The organism is Mycoplana sp. MJR14, assembly GCF_029210525.1.
In the GTDB taxonomy this organism is placed as follows: Bacteria; Pseudomonadota; Alphaproteobacteria; order Rhizobiales; family Rhizobiaceae; genus Mycoplana.
Map to the genome: position 1 here is coordinate 541026 of NZ_JARGEO010000004.1, position 20313 is coordinate 561338.

General features: G+C 67.7%; 15 protein-coding genes. 6 read left to right on the forward strand and 9 right to left on the reverse strand.

The genetic code is table 11. From position 1 onward, the window contains the following. Positions 1 to 49: 49 nt before the first annotated feature. Both P0086_RS13130 and P0086_RS13135 read left to right on the forward strand, forming a co-directional pair. Complete coding sequence (locus P0086_RS13130; protein ID WP_275786081.1) at positions 50 to 1939, forward strand: ATP-binding protein; 1890 nt, start codon at positions 50 to 52, stop codon at positions 1937 to 1939. Beyond that, positions 1936 to 3288: a sigma-54 dependent transcriptional regulator gene (locus P0086_RS13135; protein ID WP_275786084.1), complete on the forward strand. Its 1353-nt coding sequence runs from the start codon at positions 1936 to 1938 to the stop codon at positions 3286 to 3288. The genes P0086_RS13130 and P0086_RS13135 overlap by 4 nt, the downstream gene beginning before the upstream one ends. A 9-nt stretch (positions 3289 to 3297) precedes the next feature. On the opposite strand, the gene P0086_RS13140 is transcribed toward P0086_RS13135, so the two are convergent. The 5 genes from P0086_RS13140 to P0086_RS13160 form a co-directional block, all read right to left on the reverse strand. Continuing rightward, entirely contained in the window at positions 3298 to 4101 is an 804-nt protein-coding gene (locus P0086_RS13140) for an ABC transporter permease (protein WP_275786086.1), read from the reverse strand. A 13-nt stretch (positions 4102 to 4114) separates the two neighbouring features. Then, positions 4115 to 4939 (reverse strand): ABC transporter permease, encoded by an 825-nt coding sequence (locus tag P0086_RS13145; RefSeq protein ID WP_275786089.1) that lies wholly within the window; start codon positions 4937 to 4939, stop codon positions 4115 to 4117. 346 nt (positions 4940 to 5285) lie between these two features. Further along, on the reverse strand, positions 5286 to 6401 hold the full coding sequence (locus P0086_RS13150) for an ABC transporter substrate-binding protein (RefSeq protein ID WP_112595776.1): 1116 nt from the start codon (positions 6399 to 6401) through the stop codon (positions 5286 to 5288). Positions 6402 to 6483: 82 nt separating this feature from the next. Continuing rightward, the gene (locus P0086_RS13155; RefSeq protein WP_112595182.1) at positions 6484 to 7557 is read right to left on the reverse strand and encodes an ABC transporter ATP-binding protein; all 1074 of its coding nucleotides are present in this window, start codon (positions 7555 to 7557) and stop codon (positions 6484 to 6486) included. A 110-nt stretch (positions 7558 to 7667) separates the two neighbouring features. Next, the gene (locus P0086_RS13160) at positions 7668 to 8573 is read right to left on the reverse strand and encodes a LysR substrate-binding domain-containing protein (protein WP_112608450.1); all 906 of its coding nucleotides are present in this window, start codon (positions 8571 to 8573) and stop codon (positions 7668 to 7670) included. A 126-nt stretch (positions 8574 to 8699) separates the two neighbouring features. Between P0086_RS13160 and P0086_RS13165 the strand changes: the two genes are divergently transcribed. Next, on the forward strand, positions 8700 to 10298 hold the full coding sequence (locus P0086_RS13165) for an amidohydrolase (RefSeq protein WP_275786095.1): 1599 nt from the start codon (positions 8700 to 8702) through the stop codon (positions 10296 to 10298). After that, positions 10295 to 11218 carry a dimethylarginine dimethylaminohydrolase family protein gene (locus P0086_RS13170; RefSeq protein ID WP_112616044.1) on the forward strand — a complete coding sequence of 308 codons (924 nt, stop codon included), beginning with the start codon at positions 10295 to 10297 and terminating at the stop codon, positions 11216 to 11218. The genes P0086_RS13165 and P0086_RS13170 overlap by 4 nt, the downstream gene beginning before the upstream one ends. A 55-nt stretch (positions 11219 to 11273) precedes the next feature. On the opposite strand, the gene P0086_RS13175 is transcribed toward P0086_RS13170, so the two are convergent. Further along, positions 11274 to 12488, reverse strand: coding sequence for an adenylate/guanylate cyclase domain-containing protein (locus tag P0086_RS13175; RefSeq protein WP_112608444.1), 1215 nt, complete (start codon positions 12486 to 12488; stop codon positions 11274 to 11276). A 162-nt stretch (positions 12489 to 12650) separates the two neighbouring features. Between P0086_RS13175 and P0086_RS13180 the strand changes: the two genes are divergently transcribed. Further along, a complete protein-coding gene (locus P0086_RS13180; protein WP_112595172.1) occupies positions 12651 to 12914 on the forward strand; it encodes a BON domain-containing protein in 264 nt (87 codons plus the stop codon). Between the two features lie 73 nt (positions 12915 to 12987). After that, complete coding sequence (locus tag P0086_RS13185; RefSeq protein ID WP_275786102.1) at positions 12988 to 14643, forward strand: AMP-binding protein; 1656 nt, start codon at positions 12988 to 12990, stop codon at positions 14641 to 14643. Positions 14644 to 14664: 21 nt separating this feature from the next. Here the strand turns inward: P0086_RS13185 and P0086_RS13190 are convergent, their stop codons facing one another. The 3 genes from P0086_RS13190 to secA form a co-directional block, all read right to left on the reverse strand. After that, complete coding sequence (locus P0086_RS13190; RefSeq protein ID WP_148150317.1) at positions 14665 to 15930, reverse strand: GNAT family N-acetyltransferase; 1266 nt, start codon at positions 15928 to 15930, stop codon at positions 14665 to 14667. A gap of 1 nt (position 15931) precedes the next feature. Continuing rightward, positions 15932 to 17350 carry a lipopolysaccharide biosynthesis protein gene (locus tag P0086_RS13195; protein ID WP_275786105.1) on the reverse strand — a complete coding sequence of 473 codons (1419 nt, stop codon included), beginning with the start codon at positions 17348 to 17350 and terminating at the stop codon, positions 15932 to 15934. Positions 17351 to 17548: 198 nt separating this feature from the next. Then, positions 17549 to 20266 carry a preprotein translocase subunit SecA gene (gene secA / locus P0086_RS13200; protein WP_275786108.1) on the reverse strand — a complete coding sequence of 906 codons (2718 nt, stop codon included), beginning with the start codon at positions 20264 to 20266 and terminating at the stop codon, positions 17549 to 17551. Positions 20267 to 20313: the final 47 nt, after the last annotated feature.

Here is a 20313-nt window from a genome sequence, read left to right on the forward strand (position 1 = left end):
CCGCACAGTTTTCCTTGCCGTCCGTGCGGTTTCATGCACATGATGGGCGATGCACCGGTTCCTGCCCGCCACATCCTTCCCCCGGTCCCTCGCCCGGACCCTGACCCGGTCCCTGGCCGGCGGTCCCGCCGACCGCGCCTGGGCGGTTTTTGCCGCGGTGGCGGCGCTGCTCGTCACCATCGCGCTGGTCGCGGCGGGCGTCTACGGCCGCTCCAGCGCGCTGTCGGCGCTCGAGGCGCAGGGCCTCACCGACGCCAATATCAAGGTCTCGCTGTTGCAGGCGGTGCTGGAGCGTCCGCGCGCCGTGCCGCTCCTGCTGTCGCTGGACCGCGACGTGCAGGACGCGCTTTCCCAGCCGACGGCCGAAAACCGCGAGCGTCTCGACCGGAAGCTGGAGCAGATCGTCCAGGGCGCCAGCGCCTCGGTGATCTACGTGACCGACGCCAGCGGCCTGGCGATCGCATCCAGCAACTGGCAGCAACCCGACAGCTTCGTCGGCAGCAACTATGCCTTCCGCCCCTATTTCACCCGCGGGATCGCCGACGGGAAGGCGGAGCATTTCGCGCTCGGCAGCGTCAGCAAGCGGCCCGGGCTCTACATTTCCCACCGTGTCGGCGACGCCTCCGATCCGCAGGGCGTCGTCGTGGTCAAGATGGAGTTCGACGGGCTGGAGCGTGACTGGGCCGCCGCGGGGCGGCCGGTATTCGTCGTCGACGACAACGACGTGGTGCTGATCTCCAGCATTCCGTCCTGGCGGTTCATGACGACGCGGCCGCTTCCGGCCGACAGCCTGACGGCGATCCGCGAGAGCCTGCAGTTCGGCAACGCCCCGCTCGTGCCGCTGCCGATCGCCGAGCGGCGCACCGTCGGACCGGACAGTGCGATCATCACGGCGGCCCTGCCCGGGGGCGGCAGCGCCGATTACCTGCGGATCCTCGTGCCGGCCGCATCGACGCCCTGGCGGCTCGGCTATCTGGTGCCGCTGCAGCCCACCGTCGCCGCCGCCGTCCGGGAGGCGCGGATGATGGCGCTCCTGGCGCTGGCGCCGCTGCTTGCCGCCGCCGCCCTCTGGCTCCGCCGCCGGCAGCTGGCGCTGGCGGCGATCGCGGCGGCCGAGGAAGCGCGCTCCGTGCTGGAACGCCGGGTGGAGGAGCGGACGGCGGACCTGACCCATGCCCGCGACCGGCTGCAGGCCGAGATCGCCGAGCACCGCTCGACCGAGACACGGCTGCAGGCCGTCCAGCAGGAACTGGTGCAGGCCAACCGGCTGGCGATCCTCGGACAGGTGGCGGCCGGCGTGGCGCACGAGATCAACCAGCCGGTCGCGACCATCCGCGCCTATGCCGACAACGCCAAGGTCTTCCTCGCGCGGCAGCAGGCGGGCACGGCGGTGGAGAACCTCGAGCAGATCGCCGGGCTGACGGAGCGCATCGGCGCGATCACCGACGACCTGAAGGCGCTCGCGCGACGGGGCAGGGCAGGCGCCGAACCGGTCGGCCTGCGCGAGGTGATCGAGGGGGCCGTCGAGCTTCTCAGGAGCCGCTTTGCCGGCAGCCTCGAAGCGCTCCGCATCGATCCCGCCGCGCACCGCTTCGTCGTCCTCGGAAACCGCCTGCGGCTCGAGCAGGTGTTCATCAATCTCTTCCAGAACGCGCTGGAGGCGGTCGCCGGGCGGCCGGATCCGGTCGTGGCGGTGTCGATGCAGGCGATCGACGGCATGGTGGTGGTCTCGGTCGCCGACAATGGCCCCGGCATCGCGCCGCAGGTCATGGGCGAGCTGTTCTCGCCCTTCAATTCGTCGAAGGAGAAGGGGCTCGGCCTCGGGCTCGTGATCTCCAAGGACATCGTCACCGACTATGGCGGCCGCATCGAGGTCCGGACCGGACCGGACGGCACCTGCTTTGCCGTCCATCTCAAACCTGCGGGAGACAGCGCATGACCGTTCCCGTCCATCTCGTCGACGACGACCGGGACCTGCTGCGGGCGACGGCGCAGACGCTGCAGCTCGCCGGCTTCGACACCGCGACCTTCGCTTCCGGCCGCGAGGCGGTGGCGGCGCTCGATGCGGAGTTTCCGGGCGTGGTCGTCTCGGACATCCGCATGCCCGGCATGGACGGGCTGGAGCTGTTCGCGCAGATCCAGCGGCTCGACGCCGAGATCCCGGTGGTGCTGATGACGGGCCACGGCGATATCGCGATGGCCGTCAAGGCGATCCAGGACGGGGTCTATGACTTCGTCACCAAGCCGTTTGCCACCGACCGTCTCGTCCAGTCGGTCCGGCGGGCGGCGGAAAAGCGGGCGCTGGTGATGGAGAACCGGCGGCTGCGCGCGGCGGCGCGCGATGTGGAGGGCGACCTGCCGCTGATCGGCCAGTCGCGCGCCATGCTGCGCCTGCGCGACATGCTGCGGCAGATCGCCGACACCGACGTCGACGTGCTCGTCACCGGCGAGACCGGCAGCGGCAAGGAGGTGGTGGCGACCCTGCTGCACCGCTGGAGCCGGCGGTCCAAGGGCCATTTCGTGGCGCTCAACTGCGGCGCGCTGCCGGAGCAGGTGATCGAGAGCGAGCTCTTCGGCCACGAGCCGGGTGCCTTCACCGGGGCGCAGAAAAAGCGCATCGGCCGCATCGAGCATTCCAGCGGCGGCACGCTGTTTCTGGACGAGATCGAAAGCATGCCGCCGGAAAGCCAGGTCAGGATGCTGCGGGTGCTGGAGATGCGCGAGGTGACGCCGCTCGGCACCAACGAGGTGCGGCCGGTCGACCTGAGGGTCGTCGCCGCCGCCAAGGTTGATCTCGGCGACCCCGCGCAGCGCGGCGATTTTCGCGAGGACCTCTACTATCGCCTGAACGTGGTCAGCCTCGCCATTCCGCCGCTGCGCGAGCGGCGGGACGACGTGCCGCTCCTGTTCGGCTATTTCGCCGAGCGGGCGGCGAAGCGCTTCGGGCGCGACCTGCCGCAGCTGACGGCGGCGGCGAGCCGGCACCTGCGCGAGCACGACTGGCCGGGAAACGTGCGCGAGCTGTCGCATTTCGCCGAGCGCGTCGTGCTCGGGATGGAGCCGGACGATGGGCAGGACGCCGGCGCCGTCACGGTCGCCGCCGACGCTTTGCCGCTGCCGGAAAGGCTGGAACGCCTCGAGGCGGAGATCATTCGCGAAACCCTGCGACTGCACGGCGGCGACGTGCAGCAGTCGCTGGCCGCCCTCGGCGTGCCGCGCAAGACCTTCTACGACAAGCTGCAGCGGCACGGCATCGTCAGGAGCGACTACGCCGGCAAGAAGGGGTGACGGCCCGCGCTACGGCTTCTTCGCGGCCATCGCGGTGATCGCCGTCTTGCCGAGGATCACGCCGATGACGACGATGATCAGCACCACCGAGATCGCCGCGATCGCCGGGTCGATGTTGTCGCGCAGGCCCATCCACATCATCCGCGGCAGGGTGACGGCGTTGACCGAGGTGATGAACAGCGTCACGCCGATCTCCTCCCACGACAGCACGAAGGCGAGGAAGAACGCGGTCATCAGCCCGAAGCGGATATTGGGCACGATCACCCGGAAGACGCGCTGGAGGACGCCGGCGCCGAAGCCGCGGGCGGCCAGGTCGATGCGGCGGTCCAGCTGCGCCAGCGACACCATGATGAGGACGACCGCAAAGGGCACGATCATCACCGAATGCGCCAGGGCCACCCCGAGCGTGGTGTCGTAGCCGACGAGGCCGTTGAGGCGGGAGAGCGACGTCAGGAAGAAGTAGAGCGTGATCGCCGAGACGACCGGCGGCGCCACCATCGGCATCAACACGAAGCCGATCAGGAGGCTCGAGAACCAGGGGCGATACATCCACAGGCCGAGGCTGAAGGCGAGCGCGAGCGCCGTCGAGATCGCCGCGCTCAGCAGCGCGATGCGGATCGACAGAAGGGTGGCCTGCAGCCAGGCCGGGTTGTCGATCAGCGCCTGATAGTGGCGCAGCGACCAGTCGCCGCTCGGCATGGTCAGGAACCGGGCGGGCGTGAACGACACGGGGACGACGGCAAACAGCGGCAGCAGCAGGAAGACCGCGACGAAAGCCGCGAGCACGAGGGCGAGGGGACCGGGCCTGTACATCGTCTGACCTTCCTCAGCTCAGCATGCTTTTCGGGCGGGCATAGCGCATCAAAAGGCCGAGCAGCAGGCCGACGACCACCATCATCAGCACGCTGATCGCCGCCCCCAGCCCCCAGTTCGGGCTCTGGAAGATGCGCAGGTAGATCAGTTCCGCCGCCATGACCGAGCGGCCGCCGCCGAGGATTGCCGGCGTGATGAAGAAGCCGAGCGAGAAGACGAAGACGATGATGGCGGCGCCGAGGACGCCCGGTGCTGTCATCGGCAGGAACACCTGAAAGAAGGTGCGGGCGCGCGAGGCGCCCATGCCGCGGGCGGCGAGCAGCACGCGCTCGTCGAGGCTGCGCATCGCCGAGGCGATCGGAAAGACGGCGAAGGGGATCAGGAAGTGCACCATGCCGAGGATGACGCCGAACTCGTTGCGCACCAGCGTCAGCGGTTCGGAGATCACCCCGAGCTGCATCAGCCAGGTGTTGAGGAGGCCGCGGTTGGAAAGCAGCGCCACCCAGCCGAAGGCGCGCGTCAAGACCGAGATCCAGAAGGGGATGAGGATGCAGACCTCGGCCGCCAGCCTCTGGCCGGGCGTGCCCCGCACCCAGACGAGCGCGATCGCGTAGGCGGCGATCACCGCAAAGACGGTGACGAAGAGGCAGATGCGGAAGGTGCGCAGGAAAACCGACAGGATCAGTTCGTCGCTGACGGCATCGGCATAGTTGTGAAGCCCCGGCTCCGGCAGGGTGAAGCTCCAGCTGACGACTCCGAGGAACGGCACGACGTAGGCCGCCGCCAGGAACAGCAGGAGCGGACCGATCAGGAGGGCGGGTTTCAGCATGTCGCGCATCGGGTCTTCCCTGGTCTGGGTCTTTCGTGGTCTGGGACTTGCGTTTTCTGCCGGGCGCCGGGCGCCCCCGCGTCACGCCCTTCGGGCCACCCTCTCCCCGCCGGGGAGAAGAGGGAGATTGCGATCGGCCGTCACCCTGCAACGGCGCTGGAGACGGATCGGCGGGCCGCCGAAATGCGTTGTCGCCCGGCACCCGGCGACCGTCTAGGGGCGACCTTGCGGTGCGTGCGGCGCCTTGCTTCTCCCCATCGGGGGAGAAGGGGACCGAAGGCCGGACGAGGGGCTTTCGGCAAGGATCGGGCGAACGCGCAGGGACAGCCGCCGACGGATGCGCCGCGCCTTGAGGTCAGGCCGAGATCACCTTGGTGTAGGCGTCGAGGGCGGGGCCGTAATTGGTCTCGTACCAGGCCATGTCGAGGGCGATCTGCTTGGACATGTTGGCCGGATCGACCGGGTTCAGGCGCGCCTGCTCGGGGTTGAGCAGCGCGTCGGCCGCCGGATTGGCGGGGCCCTGGCCGAGCATGTCGAACATGATCACCTGCTTTTCGGGGACCTGCGCGGAGGCGATGAACTTCATCGCGTTCTCCTTGCCGCCGGGATTGCCCTTGATCACGCCCATCGCGCCCGGCGAGATCAGCCCCTGGTCCCAGACGAACTTGATCGCGCCGCCGGAATCCTTCTCGATCAGGCTGGCCCGGGTCGACCAGATCAGCGCCATCGAGGCCTCGCCGTTCAGAAGGACCGACTGGCTCTCCGAGCCGCCGCCCCAGAAGGAGACGATGTTGTCCTTGAAGGCCGCGATCTTCTTGTGGGCGCGGTCGAGGTCGAGCGGGTAGAGCTTGTCGGCGGGAACGCCGTCGGCGAGGAGGGCGGCTTCCCACATGCCGGCACCCCATTTGTACAGCGAGCGCTTGCCGGGGAATTTCTCCACGTCGAAGAAATCCGCCATGCCGGTCGGCACCTTGTCGCCGAACTTCGAGGCGTCGTAGGCGATGATGTAGGAGAAGAAGTAGGTGGAGGCGGCATATTCCCAGCCGAAGCCCGGGCGCATCTTCGCCTTGTCGACGATCGCGTAGTCGATCGGCTCCATCATGCCCTTCTTGCCGAGCGCCTCGGCGGAGAACGGGTCGATGTCGACGATGTCCCAGGTGGGCGAGCCGCTCTCGAACTGCGCCTGGACCGCGCCCTCCGTCGGGCCGGAACCGTCCTGCTTGACGGTGATGCCGGTCTCGGCCTTGAAGGGCTCGCCATAGGCCTTGTCATAGGCCGTGCCGGCGTCGCCGCCCCAGTTGACGAAGACCAGCTCGTCGGCGGCGGCGCGCGCGCCCTTGGCCTTCAGCGCGGCCGGCGCGCCGAGGAGCAGGAATGCGGCGATCTGGGTGAAACGGCGGCGCGAAATCTCCCCGCGCGCCACCTTCCGGTCCAGGATGTCCAGGCAGTCTTTCTCGAAATTGTCAGTCATGTTGTTCACCTCATATTGTTATGATTTGGCATGCTTGATTTCGATCGTTCGGATGTCGCGCCTCCCGCGGGTTCGGCCGGCTTCAGAGGAAGTAGCCCTGTTCCTCCTTCCAGCTGACCCAGGCATGGCTGCCGGGGGCGAGGTTCGGTGTCGTTGCGTGCGTCGGCGTCTCCAGCACTAGCGCAGGCCCGGAATCGACACGCGCGGCAAAGCGGGTCACCGGTCCGAGATAGGTGACGGTCTCGATCGTCACCGGCAGCATGTTGCCGGCCGCCGGGCGCTCGGCCGAAAGCGCCATGTGCTCGGGGCGGATCGCGAGATTGGCGGTCGGCGAACCGGCGGCGGCGGCGATGCGGATCTGCTGCTCGCCGCAGCGGGCGACGGCGCCGCGGCCGTTCATCGCCGCGGCCGTGAGCGGCAGGATGTTGATGTCGCCGAGGAACTCGGCGACGAAGCGGTTGGCGGGGCGCTCGTAGATGTCGCGCGGGCTCGCCACCTGCTGCAGCCGGCCCTGGTTGAAGATCGCCACCCGTGTCGACAGCGCCAGCGCCTCGGACTGGTCGTGCGTGACGAAGACGAAGGTGGTGCCCGTCTCCTCGTGAAGGCGACGGACCTCGTCCTGCATCGACCCGCGCAGGTTCTTGTCCAGCGCAGAGAACGGCTCGTCGAGCAGGAGCACCGAGGGGCCGAAGACCAGCGCCCGCGCCAGCGCCACGCGCTGCTGCTGGCCGCCCGAGAGGTCGGCCGGCCGCTTTTTCTCGTGGCCGCGCAGGCCGACGCGGTCGATCATGTCGTCGACGCGGCTCTTGATCTCCGCCGGCTGCCGGCCCTGGATCTGCAGCGGGAAGGCGATGTTCTTCTCCACCGACATGTGCGGAAACAGCGCATAGCCCTGGAAGACCATGCCGAAGGCGCGCTTTTCCGCCGGCAGGCGGGTGATGTCGGCGCCGTCCTTGAACAGCGTGCCGGCGGTCGGCCTGTCGAAGCCGGCCAGGATCATCAGGAAGGTGGTCTTGCCCGATCCGGACGGGCCGAGAAGGGTGAGGAACTCGCCGCGGCCGATGGTCAGGGAGATGTCGGTGAGGGCATGGAAATCGCCATAGGCCCTGCCAATTCCCTGAGCGGTCAGTTCAGCCGCCTGCCTCGCGATCTGCATAAGCCGTCCCTCGTTCCGGCCGAGACAGTACGAAGCAAGTCAGGCGAGCACAAACAAATTCTTTTTCTCTGCTCGACAAACGAAATTCACCAAGGCGCCTGTCGAACGGGCTATCCGGCCATCGGCCCTGCGTCATTTTTCATCACCTCTTCCTTCAGCCATGCGGTGAAGGCCCTGACCGAGGAGGTGTCCGCCTTGGCGTCCGACACGACCAGATAGTAGGCATTCTTCGACTTGATCTTGATGTCGAACGGGCGCACGAGCGCGCCGTTCGCCATGGCGCCGCGGCAGATGAACTCGTCGCCCATCGCCACGCCCTGCGCCGCCATCGCCGCCGAATAGACGAGGTTCATGTCGGAGAAGGTGATGCCGCTGCGCGCCAGCGCCGGGTCGACGCCGGCGACCGTCAGCCAGTTCTCCCAGTCGGTGTCGTCGACGAGGTGCAAAAGGCAGGCGCGGGCGAGGTCCGCGGGATCGGCGAGGCTCGTGACCTTGTTGAGAAGGACCGGGCTGCACAGCGGGGTGAAGTCCACCTCCTTCAGCAGCTCCACCTGCATGTCGGGCCAGTAGCCGTAGCCGAAGGCGATGAAGACATCGACGTCCGGGTTGCTGACGTCGTCGAGCCGGTGCGGGGTCTGGATCGTCAGGCGGACGTCGGGATGGGCCTCGCGGAAGTCGTAGATCCTTGCGCACAGCCAGCTCGCGGCGAAGCCGGGCGTGCAGCAGACGTTGATGGTGCCGCTGACGCCGCGGCTCGCATGGCGCGCGGCGGAGCCGGAGATCGTGTTCAGGGCGCGCCGGACGTCGAGCGCATAGCCCATGCCCTGCTCGGTCAGCTCGACCCGCGTTCCCACCCGGTTGAGAAGCTGGAAGCCGAGGTCGCGCTCCAGCAGCCGCAGTTGGTGGCTGACGGCGCTGCGGGTCAGGTTCAGCTCGTCGGCCGCCTTCCAGACGGAGCCGTGCCGGGCGAAGCTGTCGAGCGCGCGCAGGGATTGCGTGGAGGGAAGATGCTTCATGCCGAGGGTCCCGGTTTGCCGTTCAATTTGTGAGCAAAGGTGAACGGAATTTGTCGATCGTTGGAAGATATTTCACTTTTTCGGAATTTCGAAGTGGGTTGTAGTGGCCGGCACAAGGAGATCGACATGCCTCGCTCGGCCGCCCAGTCCCACGCGCTCGACCATCTGGACTTCCTTCGCTCCGAGCTGTCGGACTGGACCGCGACGATCTTCGACTTCGGCGAGACCGCATGGCGCGAATACCGGTCGGCGGACTGGTATGTGCGCACGCTGCGCGCCCACGGCTTCTCCGTCGAGGAGGGCTCCGCCGGCATGCCGACGGCCTTTGCCGCCGTGTGGTCGAACGGTCCCGGGCCCTCGATCGGTCTCTATGCCGAATATGACGCGGTGCCGGGAAACTGCCAGGCGGCCACGACGCGGCGGATGCCCCGGGACGGGCTGTCCGTCCATGCCGGCGGGCACACGGATCCGCATTCGGGGCTCGGGATCGCCGGGCTCGGCGGCCTGCTGGCGACGAAGGCCGCCATGGAGCGGTACGGCATCGGCGGCACGCTGCGCTTCACCGGCGAGCCGGCGGAGAAGGTGCGCGGCTCCAAGCCGATCCATGCGGCCGCGGGCTACTACGACGGGCTGGATGCGATGCTCTCCTTCCACCCGTTCTACATGCTGCCGATGTGCAACACGGTGCGCTGGGATACCCATTGCGGCGCGGCCTATGCGATGATCTACCGCTTCCTCTGCGACGAGCCGGAGGCGTGGATGCGCGATGCGCATGATGGCGCGCCGATCCCGCAGTCGCATTCGGCCGTGCGCGCGCCGGGGGCGAACGATGCGCTGATGACGATGTACCAGTCCTCCAAGGCCCTGCGCGACTCGATGCTGCCGCACCAGGGCGGCTGGTCGATCAGCGAGGCGATCCTGACGGCGGGGCAGGCGACGGCGGACAACCTGCCGGCCGGGCTCGCCGAGATCCAGTACATGATCCGCGTGCCGACCATCGCCATGGCCGAGCAGGTGACGGCGGTGCTCGACCGCAACGCACAGGCCGCCGCCGCCATGACCGGCTGCCGCGTCGAGCGGCACTGGGTGTGCAAGTCGCGTCCCGGCCTGGCCAACCATGCCATGGCCGACCTCGTCTGGCAGGCGATGCAGGACATAGGCCCGCCGCGCTTCGGCGAGGAGGCCCGCGCCGTGGCGCGTACGATCCAGGAGAACTGCGGCCTGGAGGCGATGGAGCAACCGTTCATCGACGAGCTGGAGCTTTTGGTCGACCCGCGCGAGGCCGAGGCGATCCTGCGCCGCGACCTGCCGCCGTCGCAGCTGAACTCGACGTCGGACGACTATACCGACATGTCCTGGCACGCGCCGCTCGCCCGCTTCTACGTCGCCCGCCCGGCGCTGAAGGCGCCGGCCGGATACCGCTATCCGTCCTGGGTGATGAATGCGCTCGGCGGCATCCCGGCGACGATCGACCCCATGGTGATCACCGCCGCCAAGATCCTTGCGAGTTCCGCCCTGCGGCTGCTGGAGGACGAGGCGGCGCGGCGGGCGGCGATGGACGAATTCCTGAAGCGCACCGGCGGCGGCGTCGGCGGCAGCGGATGGATCGCGCCGCTGTGCGACTACGACCCGCCGACCGGCTTCCGCTGGCCCGAATATGTCACCACGCCGCGCGGCCGCGACTGGTGGATCCCTTCCTCTGAACGCCTGGAGACGCACCCATGACGATATCGTTCGACGAGCCCTTTTCCCTTCAGCGGCGCAACCTGAAAGGCGCCACCCGGCGGCTCGAGGGCTTTGGGTTCCGCAACGAGACCGACAGGCTGACCGACGTCCTGCTCGGCTCGCCGGCCTATCTCAGGCACATGGCGACCTCGTCGCTGTCGCGCAAGCACCTGCGCGAGAACCCCTGCAACATCCAGGTGGCGCAGGCGCAGCACAAGGAGCTCGTGTCCGCCTACGAGCATTTCGGCGTCAGGATCCACTGGCACGAGCCAACCCCGGAACTGCCGATGCAGGTCTACTCGCGCGATTCCTCGGTGATGACGCCCTACGGCGCGATCATCACGGCGATGGCGCAGCCCTGGCGGCGTGGCGAGAACTACGCCGCGATCCGCACCTACGAGAAGCTCGGCATTCCGATCTACGACATGGTGACGGCCGGTACCTTCGAGGGCGGCGATTTCAACGTGATCGAGGATGGCGTGGTGCTGATCGGCTGCGGCGGTGCGCGCACCAACGAGGACGGCGCGCGGCAGGTCAAGGACTGGTTCGACCAGGAGGGCTGGGAGACGCGGCTCGCCTTCATCGACGAGTACTACGTGCACATCGACCTGATGGTCGTGCCGATCGCCGAGAAGCTGACGGCCGTCTGCCTCGACTGCACCGATCCGGCGATCGTCACCTGGCTGAAGGAGAAGGGTCACGACATCGTCGACGTGCCGTTCCCCGACACGATGGCGCTCGGCTGCAACTTCATGTCGCTCGGCAATGCCAAGATCATCGCGCCGACCTCGAGCAAGACGCTGATCGAACAGCTCAAGGCGCGCGGCTTCGAGGTCGCCGCGGTCGACACGGCGGAAATCTCCAAGACCGGCGGCGGCATCCACTGCATGGCGCAGGCGCTGCGCCGCGAGGCGGCCTGAGCGGCCTTCCCGCGGTCGCTGCCGAGCCCGGCCATGGCCGGGCCGGGCGTCGCGGCTAACGCATTTCCGGGTCGATCGTGAAGAGTTCGGTCGCCCGGCCGACGCCACGCAGCGCATAGCGGCCGAGCGACACCATCTCGGCGATGCGCTCGTGCGGGCAGGCGTCGACGAAATCGCGCGACATCAGCACGTCCCGGTCGACCGAGGTGCAGAGCTGCGAGATCCGGCTCACCTGGTTGACCGCCGGGCCGACCACGGTGAAATCCAGGCGGCTCTGGCTGCCGATGTTGCCGTAGAGCACCTCGCCGACATGGAGGCCGAGATAGACCTCGGTCGCCGGCATGCCGTCGGCAAGGCGCCTGGCGTTGAGCTTGCCGAGGTTCCGGTGCACGGTGCGCTCGGCATCGAGCGCCGCCACGCAGTCCGAATGGCGGTCGCCGGAGCGGAAGATCGCAAGCACGCCGTCGCCGATCAGCTTCAGCACGCTGCCGCCGTGGTCGTGGACCGCGTCGATCACCAGCCCGGCATAGTCGTTGAGGAAGGGAATGATCTGCTCGGGTTCGGTCCGGTCGGAAATGCTGGTGTAGTTGTGAAGGTCGGAGAACCAGATCACCGCATCGATCTTCTCCACCGCGCCGCGGTTGATCTGCCCGCTCACCACCTTCCGGCCCGCGTCGCGGCCGAGATAGACGTCGGCGAGCGTGCCGATGATGCGGATGGAGGAGGTGCATTTGACCGCCAGCGCCAGCGTGGGCACCAGATAGCGCAGCGCGCGAAGGCCGTCCTCGCTGAAGCCTTGGGGATCGCGCGTCGTCCAGCTCGAGAAGAACGCATCCATCTCGCCCACGCGGCCGGTCTCGGTGAAGCGGTGGATCATCGCAATGTAGTCGGTGTGCCCCGCCCCGCGCAGCTCCGCCATGTTGGAAAAGTCCGCGGGCGCCCCGCGCAGGAACGGACGGTGGATCTCGTCGATGTCCTGCGTCATGAGGTGGTAGAAGACCGAGGCGCGCCAGGATTCCAGCGCACTGCCTTCGGTGGTCGCCTCGTATTCGCGGACCGCGTCCGGCACCGGGCCCGTGCTCTCCCAGTGGAACGCCCGGCCCTCGAAGTCCGGATGCAGCGTGTCGATGATCGCCAGCGCCCGGTCGATCGGAAGCCCGCTGGCATTGCAGCGCTCGCAGAAGCCGGTGATCAGGTCGGCCTCGTCGGTGCCCCGATAACCCTCCTGCGACAGCCAGAGGTGAATTTCGTGCAGGTCGCGATCGTTCATGATTGTCTACAAATGCGAATGATTGAGCCTTGACGATGAAGGATTACAGGAAAAATCACCGTTGTATATCGAATGCGCGGAACGCCGCGCGGCGTGTGACGTTGAACGCACGATCCTGAATTGAAGCCCGGCAGAAGCGGGCGGGACGGTGAGGAGGCCAGGATGGTTTTCAAGGAAGGGACGTTTCACGGCGAGATTCCGGAGCATTTCGATGGCCCGCACCCGGCCGTGCTCGAGACGGCGGTGGCGGATGCGCTGGCCGCTGCCGGCACGCTCGATCCCTCCGACGTTGCCGTCACCAGCGAAAACGGGGTGATCTATCTGACGGGCCGCGTCGGCTCGCTGGAGGAGGTCGCCCGCGCCATCGAGATCGCCCGTTCGGTGCCTGGGGTTCGCGCGGTGGAATCCGCCCTCGTTGCCGGATAGCGCCGGGCAGGGGGCATTGCAGCAAGTTCTTGTGAAATGTTAGTGCAATGCAGCGAGGAGGCTGCGTTGCGCCATGCTGCCAGAACGAACGACATACGAGGCGCTCTACGGCGATTTCCGCTGGGACATCCCCGAGCGCTTCAACATCGGCACCGCGGTGGCCGACCGGTGGGCGGAGCGTGCGCCCGATCGCATCTGTCTCCAGCATTTCAGCCCGGACGGTCATCACCTCGGCATGACCTATGCGGCGCTTGCCGAACGCTCGTCCGCCTTCGCAGGCGGACTGGCCGCAAAGGGCATCCGCCCCGGCGACCGGGTCGCCATCCTGCTGCCGCAGGGCTTCGAGACGGTGATCGCCCATGTCGCGATCTACAAGCTCGGCGCGATCGCCCTGCCGCTGGCGCTGCTGTTCGGCGCCGAAGCCCTGGAATTCCGGCTGCGGGATGCGGGCGTGCGGGCGGTCGTCACCAACGCCTTCGGCTTCGAGCGGCTGGCGGAGATCCGGCACGGTCTCGAGGACCTGTCGCTGATCGTGCACGTCGGCGCAGAAGGGCCGGCCGGAACGGTGCCGTTCGAAGCGGTGGAGGCTGCCGGCGAAGGGCCGTTCACACCGGTCGACAGCGGCCCGGACGATCCGGCGCTGATGATCTATACCTCCGGCACCACCGGGCCGCCGAAGGGCGCGCTGCACGGACACCGCGTGCTGCTCGGTCACGTGCCCGGCTTCCAGATGCACCACGAGTTCCTGCCGCAGCCCGGCGACCGGATCTGGACGCCGGCGGACTGGGCCTGGGCGGGCGGTCTGCTGAATGCGCTCCTGCCGGCGCTGCTTTTGGGCGTTCCCGTCGTTTCCTCGCCGGGGCAGAAGTTCGATCCGCACATGGCCTACCGGATCATGGCGGAGATGGACGTGCGCAACGCCTTCATCCCGCCGACGGCGCTGCGGCTGATGAAGAGCGTGGACGAGCCGTTGCAGCACTACCGGCTGAACCTGCGGACCATCGGCACGGCGGGGGAATCGCTCGGGCGGGAAACCTGGGAATGGGTGCGCCGCACGCTCGGCATCACGATCAACGAATTCTACGGCCAGACGGAGTGCAACATCGTCATCGGCTCGATCGGTCGCCTCGGCGTGTCCCGCCCCGGGCCGATCGGCAAGGCCGTTCCGGGCCATACCGTCGCGATCATCGATGCGGACGGGCAGGAACTTCCGCCGGGCGAGGCCGGCCAGATCGCCGTCCGCCGGCCGGATCCGGTGATGTTCCTCGGCTACTGGAACAACGCGGCAGCGACGGAGAAGAAGTTCATCGGCGACTGGATGACGACCGGCGACCTCGGCCGGATGGATGCGGACGGCTACATCACCTTCATCGGCCGGGACGACGACGTCATCACGTCCTCCGGCTACCGCATCGGCCCGAGCGAGGTGGAGGACTGCCTGGCCGGCCATCCGGCCGTGCAGATCGCCGCCGTCGTCGGCAAGCCGGATCCGGTGCGCACCGAGATCGTCAAGGCCTATGTGATGCTGCGGCCGGGGGTTTCTGCGAGCGAGGCGCTTGCGCTCGAGATCGGCGGCTGGGTCAAGTCGCGGCTGTCCATGCACGAATATCCGCGGGAGGTCGCCTTCGTGGACAGCCTGCCGCTGACCACGTCCGGCAAGGTCATCCGCCGGTTCCTGCGCGAACGCGCGGTGGCCGAAGCTGAGGCCGAGGGTCTGGTCGGCGCCTGAAGCGGGCGGCCCGCCGGCCGTCTATCGCTTGGCGAGCGCCCGGATCTTGTCGCGCAGCATGCGGGCGACGTTGCGGGTGTTGCGGTAGAGGTGGAGCTGGGCTGCGACCTGGCGGACGTCGCGGTCGGCGTTCTGCTGCAGGCCGATGACCAGCGTCCCCATCTCCTCGCGCTCTTCCCAGAACCGGCTCATCACCGGATGGTCGGGGACGGCGCAACTGTCGGAGCGGACGATGTTGGCGTCGTCGAGATGCCATTCGGTCAGCTGCGCCACCAGCAGCTTGCCGGGCGAGAAGCGCGCGAAGGCTTCGTCATAGGCCGTCTTCCACGTATAGGCCTCGCCGCCGGCGAGGAAGACGATCATCGCGGCGATCGCCTTGCCGTCGAAGTCGAGCGTATGGATGCGCACGCTGTCGGTCTCGGCGAGATTGGTGATCGCCTCGCGGGCGAAGGCGGCGCGATAGCGATCGTTGATCATCGCCGTGCGCCCGCGCCCCTTCCAGCCGGCCGCTTCCAGCAGCAGGAACTGCTCCATCCGGAGCCGGATCTCGGAGGGCTGGCGGGCGACGTTGTAGGAAAGCTCGCCCGTCTCCTCGAGCTTGCGCCACTGCCGCTGCAGTTCGCGGAAGTGCTGCGGCGAGATCGCCTGCCGCAGGTAGGTCGGCCCGTCCTGCAGGCTTTCGAGCATCGGCCGCTGGTAGGTGTTCGCCAGCGTCAAGGGAAGGTTGCGGCCGATGGCGACGGCGCGCACCAGTGCTGCAAACGGCCCGTTGAGCCGCAGGTCGGGCAGGACGAGGATCGGCGGCAGGCCGGTCGTCGGTCGCGCCAGCGCCTCGAGCAGGTTGTCGATGGTCTCGGCCGCGTCTTCGGTGTCGACGAGCGGCGTGCCCAGCGGTCCGAACGGGTTGGACCAGCCGCGGATGATCGCCGTGCCCATGGAGAAGCCGGGCCGTTCCACCGAGAACGGCATGAGGAAGCGGATGCGGCTGCGCCGCTCGTCCTCGTCGCGGATCAGCGAGAGGCGGACGGTGCGGTCCTCCAGCCGCGGCATGGCGGGCGCCAGGAAGCGGCCGGTGAAGAAGACGTTCGGCTCCAGGGCCCGGTTGGCGAGGTAGTCGAGTTCCTGCTGAAGGTCGTAGCCGGCGATCGCCGGATAGAGCGAGAGCGACCGCCCGGGCCGGCCCACGGCGATGCGATGCTCGGCCGCCGGCGCCTGCTGCACGGACAGATGGGAGGCCCCCTGCGGTGCACCCAGTCCCTCGCTGCCGGATCCCGAGATGAAGGTCATGTCAGTCTGCCTTGTCGTGGCGTTCTGCGGCGCCGATCGGCGCGGCAAACGCGAAGATGGTGATGCCCAGCATGCGGCGGACGGCGGCGAAGAGCATGGCGGCCTCCAGCGCCATGGCGCCGGCGGTGGCGATGGCGGCGCCGTCGATGCCGAAGGGCGGGATGAGAGCGATGTTGAGGCCGATATTGGCCGCCAGCGCCACCGCATAGAGCCACATGCACAGCTTCTGCTGGCCGGCCATGGTCAGCAGCACCTCGCCGGGGCCGATGGCGGCCTTGGCGAGGATGCCGATCAGCAGGATGACCATGACGCCGTAGCCGGCGGTGAACGCCGGGCCGAACAGCGACAGCAGGAAATCGCCCACCAGCAGGACGGCCAGGCCGACGGCAAGCGAGGGCCAGAAACTCCAGCGGACGGTCTCGCCGGCGAAATGCGCCAGCCCGGCGCGGTCGCCCTGCCCGTAGAGGGCGGAGAAGCGCGGCGCGGCCGCCGCCTTGACCGAGAACAGCACGAAATGGACCAGCGCCATCGTCTTGGCGGCGGCGTAGTAGATGGCGACGCTCTCGGGATCGAGGACGAGGCCGACGACGACGACGTCGGAATTGGTCAGCAGGAAGCCGAAGCCCTCGATCAGGAAGATCGGCAGGGCCACCCGGATCCAGGTGCCGAACTCGAACCGGCGCGGCCCGTTCAGATAGGCCCTGCGAAGCCGGTGGCCGACATTGAAGAACTGCACGACCGAGGTGAGGTAGGTGGCCGCCAGCGCCGCGGCCATGGCCGTCACCGCCGTATGCGGCGCGCCGAGGAACACGGCCGCCACGAGGAAGACGAGGATCAGCAGCGGGCGGACGAGATAGGTGGGGCTCAGCGCCACCACCGCCCAGCTGTGCGCGCGCGCCGTGCCCTCCAGGACATCGCCGAGCGCGATCATCGGCAGGCAGAAGATGCCGAGATAGACCGGCACGACGTAGTAGCTGTCGAGGTGTGCGGAGAACAGCCAGAGGCCGAGGAGGCCGATCAGGGCCAGCAGGCTGGACGAGGCGATCGAGAAGCTGTGGGCGGCGAGGGTCAGGCCGCGGATCTCGGCATGGGCGGTACCGGCGTTGTACTGCGGCAGGAAGCGCACCACGGTGGAGTGGAAGCCGAGGCAGGAGAGATTGCCGAAGATGACGACCAGCACCCAGACGAAGACGAAGATGCCGTATTCGAACTCGCCCATCATCCGGGCCATGATGATCTGGGAGACGAAGGCGATCGCAGCGCTGACGACGCGGATGACGAAGGCGATCATGGCCATGCGCTGGGCGAGGTTGCGCGGGTCGTCGCCGGCCAGGATCGCGCCGAGCTGGCGCGTGAACGGCGCCAGCTTGCGGCGCAGGCCGTTTGGCAGCAGCTTCTCTGCCGACTGAATCACCGCCATGAACACAGCTACCCGAACATTCACGCAATACACACGCGGCAGTCTTGACAGATCACGGTTAACAAAGCGTGGGCAGGCCGCTTGCAAGCGGCGGGTCCGGGTTTCGGGCCGCTCGCCCGACCGGGCCCCGGCGCGCTCCCCGGAAACGACAATGCCGCCCGCAGGCGGCATCGTTCACGTTTCACATGTAGGCGAGGATCAGGCTTGCTCGAACACGCCGTGGCAGTGCTTGTACTTCTTGCCCGAACCGCAGGGGCAGGGCTCGTTGCGGCTCACCTTGCCCCAGGTCTCGGGGTTCTGCGGGTCGCGGTCCCGCGGGTTGACGCCGACGGCCATGAAGCCGCCTTCGCCGAAATCGTCCTCGCCGGTCGTGCCGTCGATGTGGTGGCCTTCCATGACCGGCAGGGCCGGCGCCGGCGCCTCGGCCGCCTCGCGGACGAGCTCGACACGCATCAGCTGCGCCGTCACGGTCTGGCGAAGGTTCGCCAGCAGCGCCTGGAACAGTTCGAAGGCCTCGCCCTTGTATTCCTGCAGCGGATCGCGCTGGGCGTAGCCGCGGAAGCCGATGACGGAACGCAGGTGGTCGAGATTGACGATGTGCTCGCGCCAGAGATGGTCGATCGTCTGCAGCACGACCGATTTTTCGACATAGGCCATGATCTGCGGACCGAAGCGTTCGGCGCGATCGGCCGCGGCCTGGTTGGCGGCGGCCCTGACGCGCTCGAGGATATCGGCTTCGTCGATGCCTTCCTCGGCGGCCCACTGCTCGACCGGCAGGTCGAGGTTGAGGTACTGGGCGACGCCGTTCTTCAGGCCGGCCGTGTCCCACTGCTCGGCATAGGCGTTTTCGGGGATGTGCAGCTTGACGAGGTTCTCGATGACCTCCTGGCGCATGTCCTCGACGATGTCGGTGATGTTTTCGGCATCCATCAGCTCCAGCCGCTGCTCGAAGATGACCTTGCGCTGGTCGTTCAGGACGTCGTCATACTTGAGCAGGTTCTTGCGGATGTCGAAGTTGCGGGCCTCGACCTTCTTCTGGGCGCGCTCCAGCGCCTTGTTGATCCAGGGGTGGACGATCGCCTCGCCCTCCTTGAGGCCCAGCTTCTGCAGCATGCCGTCCATGCGGTCGGAGCCGAAGATGCGCATCAGGTCGTCCTGGAGCGACAGGTAGAACTTGGAACGGCCGGGGTCGCCCTGGCGGCCGGAGCGGCCGCGCAGCTGGTTGTCGATGCGCCGGCTCTCGTGGCGTTCGGTGGCAAGCACGAAAAGGCCGCCGGCGGCGAGCGCCTGTTCCTTCAACTGCTTCACTTCCGCAATGATCGCCTGCTTCTTCGCCTCGCGCTCGGCACCGTCCTCGATCTCGGCGAGCTCGCGCTCCAGCCGCATGTCGAGATTGCCGCCGAGCTGGATGTCGGTGCCGCGGCCGGCCATGTTGGTCGCGATCGTGACCGCGCCCGGCACGCCGGCCTGGCCGACGATGTAGGCCTCCTGCTCGTGGTAGCGGGCATTGAGGACCTGGAAATTCTTCACGCCCGACATCTTCAGGCGCTCGGCGAGGAGTTCCGACTTCTCGATCGAGGTGGTGCCGACCAGGATCGGCTGGCCGCGCTTCTGCGCGTCCTTGATCTCCTCGATGATCGCCTTGTACTTCTCCTCGACCGTCCGGTAGACCTCGTCGTCCTCGTCCTTGCGCTGGATCGGCAGGTTGGTCGGGACCTCCACGACCTCGAGGCCGTAGATGTTGCCGAATTCCTCGGCTTCCGTCGCCGCCGTGCCGGTCATGCCGCCGAGCTTCTGGTACATGCGGAAGTAGTTCTGGAAGGTGATCGAGGCGAGCGTCTGGTTCTCGGGCTGGATCTGCACCTTCTCCTTGGCTTCCAGCGCCTGGTGCTGGCCTTCGGAATAGCGGCGGCCCGGCATCATGCGGCCGGTGAACTCGTCGATGATGACGATCTCGCCGTTGCGGACGATGTAGTCCTTGTCGCGGGTGAAGAGCTTGTGGGCCTTCAGGGCGTTGTTGATGTGATGGACGATCGCGACGTTCTCGACGTCGTAGAGCGATTCGCCCTTCAGCAGGCCCGCCTCGCGCAGAAGGTTCTCGAGCTTCTCGGTGCCGACCTCGGAGAAGTTCGCCGAGCGCTGCTTCTCGTCGATCTCGTAGTCCTCCTCCGACAGCATCGGAATGAAGGCGTCGATGGTGATGTAGAGGTCGGAGCGGTCGTCGAGCGGGCCGGAAATGATCAGCGGCGTCCGCGCCTCGTCCACGAGGATCGAGTCGACCTCGTCGACGATCGCGTAGAAGTGGCCGCGCTGGACCATCTGGGCGCGGTCGTACTTCATGTTGTCGCGCAGGTAGTCGAAGCCGAGCTCGTTGTTGGTGGCGTAGGTGACGTCGCAGGCATAGGCCTCGCGGCGCTGGTCGTCGTCGAGGCCATGGACGATGACGCCGGTCGACATGCCGAGGAAGCCGTAGATCTTGCCCATCTGCGCGGCGTCGCGGCGGGCCAGGTAGTCGTTGACGGTGACGACGTGCACGCCCTTGCCGGCAAGGGCATTGAGATAGACCGGCAGCGTGGCCACCAGCGTCTTGCCTTCGCCGGTCTTCATCTCGGAGATCGACTTGTCATGCAGGATCATGCCGCCGATCAGCTGCACGTCGAAGGGGCGAAGCCCGAGCGTGCGCACCGCGGCCTCTCGGGCGACGGCGAACGCCGGCACGAGCAGGTCGTCGAGCGTCTTGCCTTCGGCCAATTGCTTGCGGAACTCCACCGTCTTGGCGGCCAGCTGCTCGTCGGAAAGCGCCTTGGTCTCTTCCTCGAGGGCATTGATGGCGGCGACCCTGTCCCTGTAGGAGCGGATGCGGCGCTCGTTAGACGAGCCGAACAGTTTGCGGGCGAGCCCGCCGAGGCTGACCATCAGGATGGTCCTTTCTTCTCTGTCGCAGGCGTCTCGGGGCGCCGACG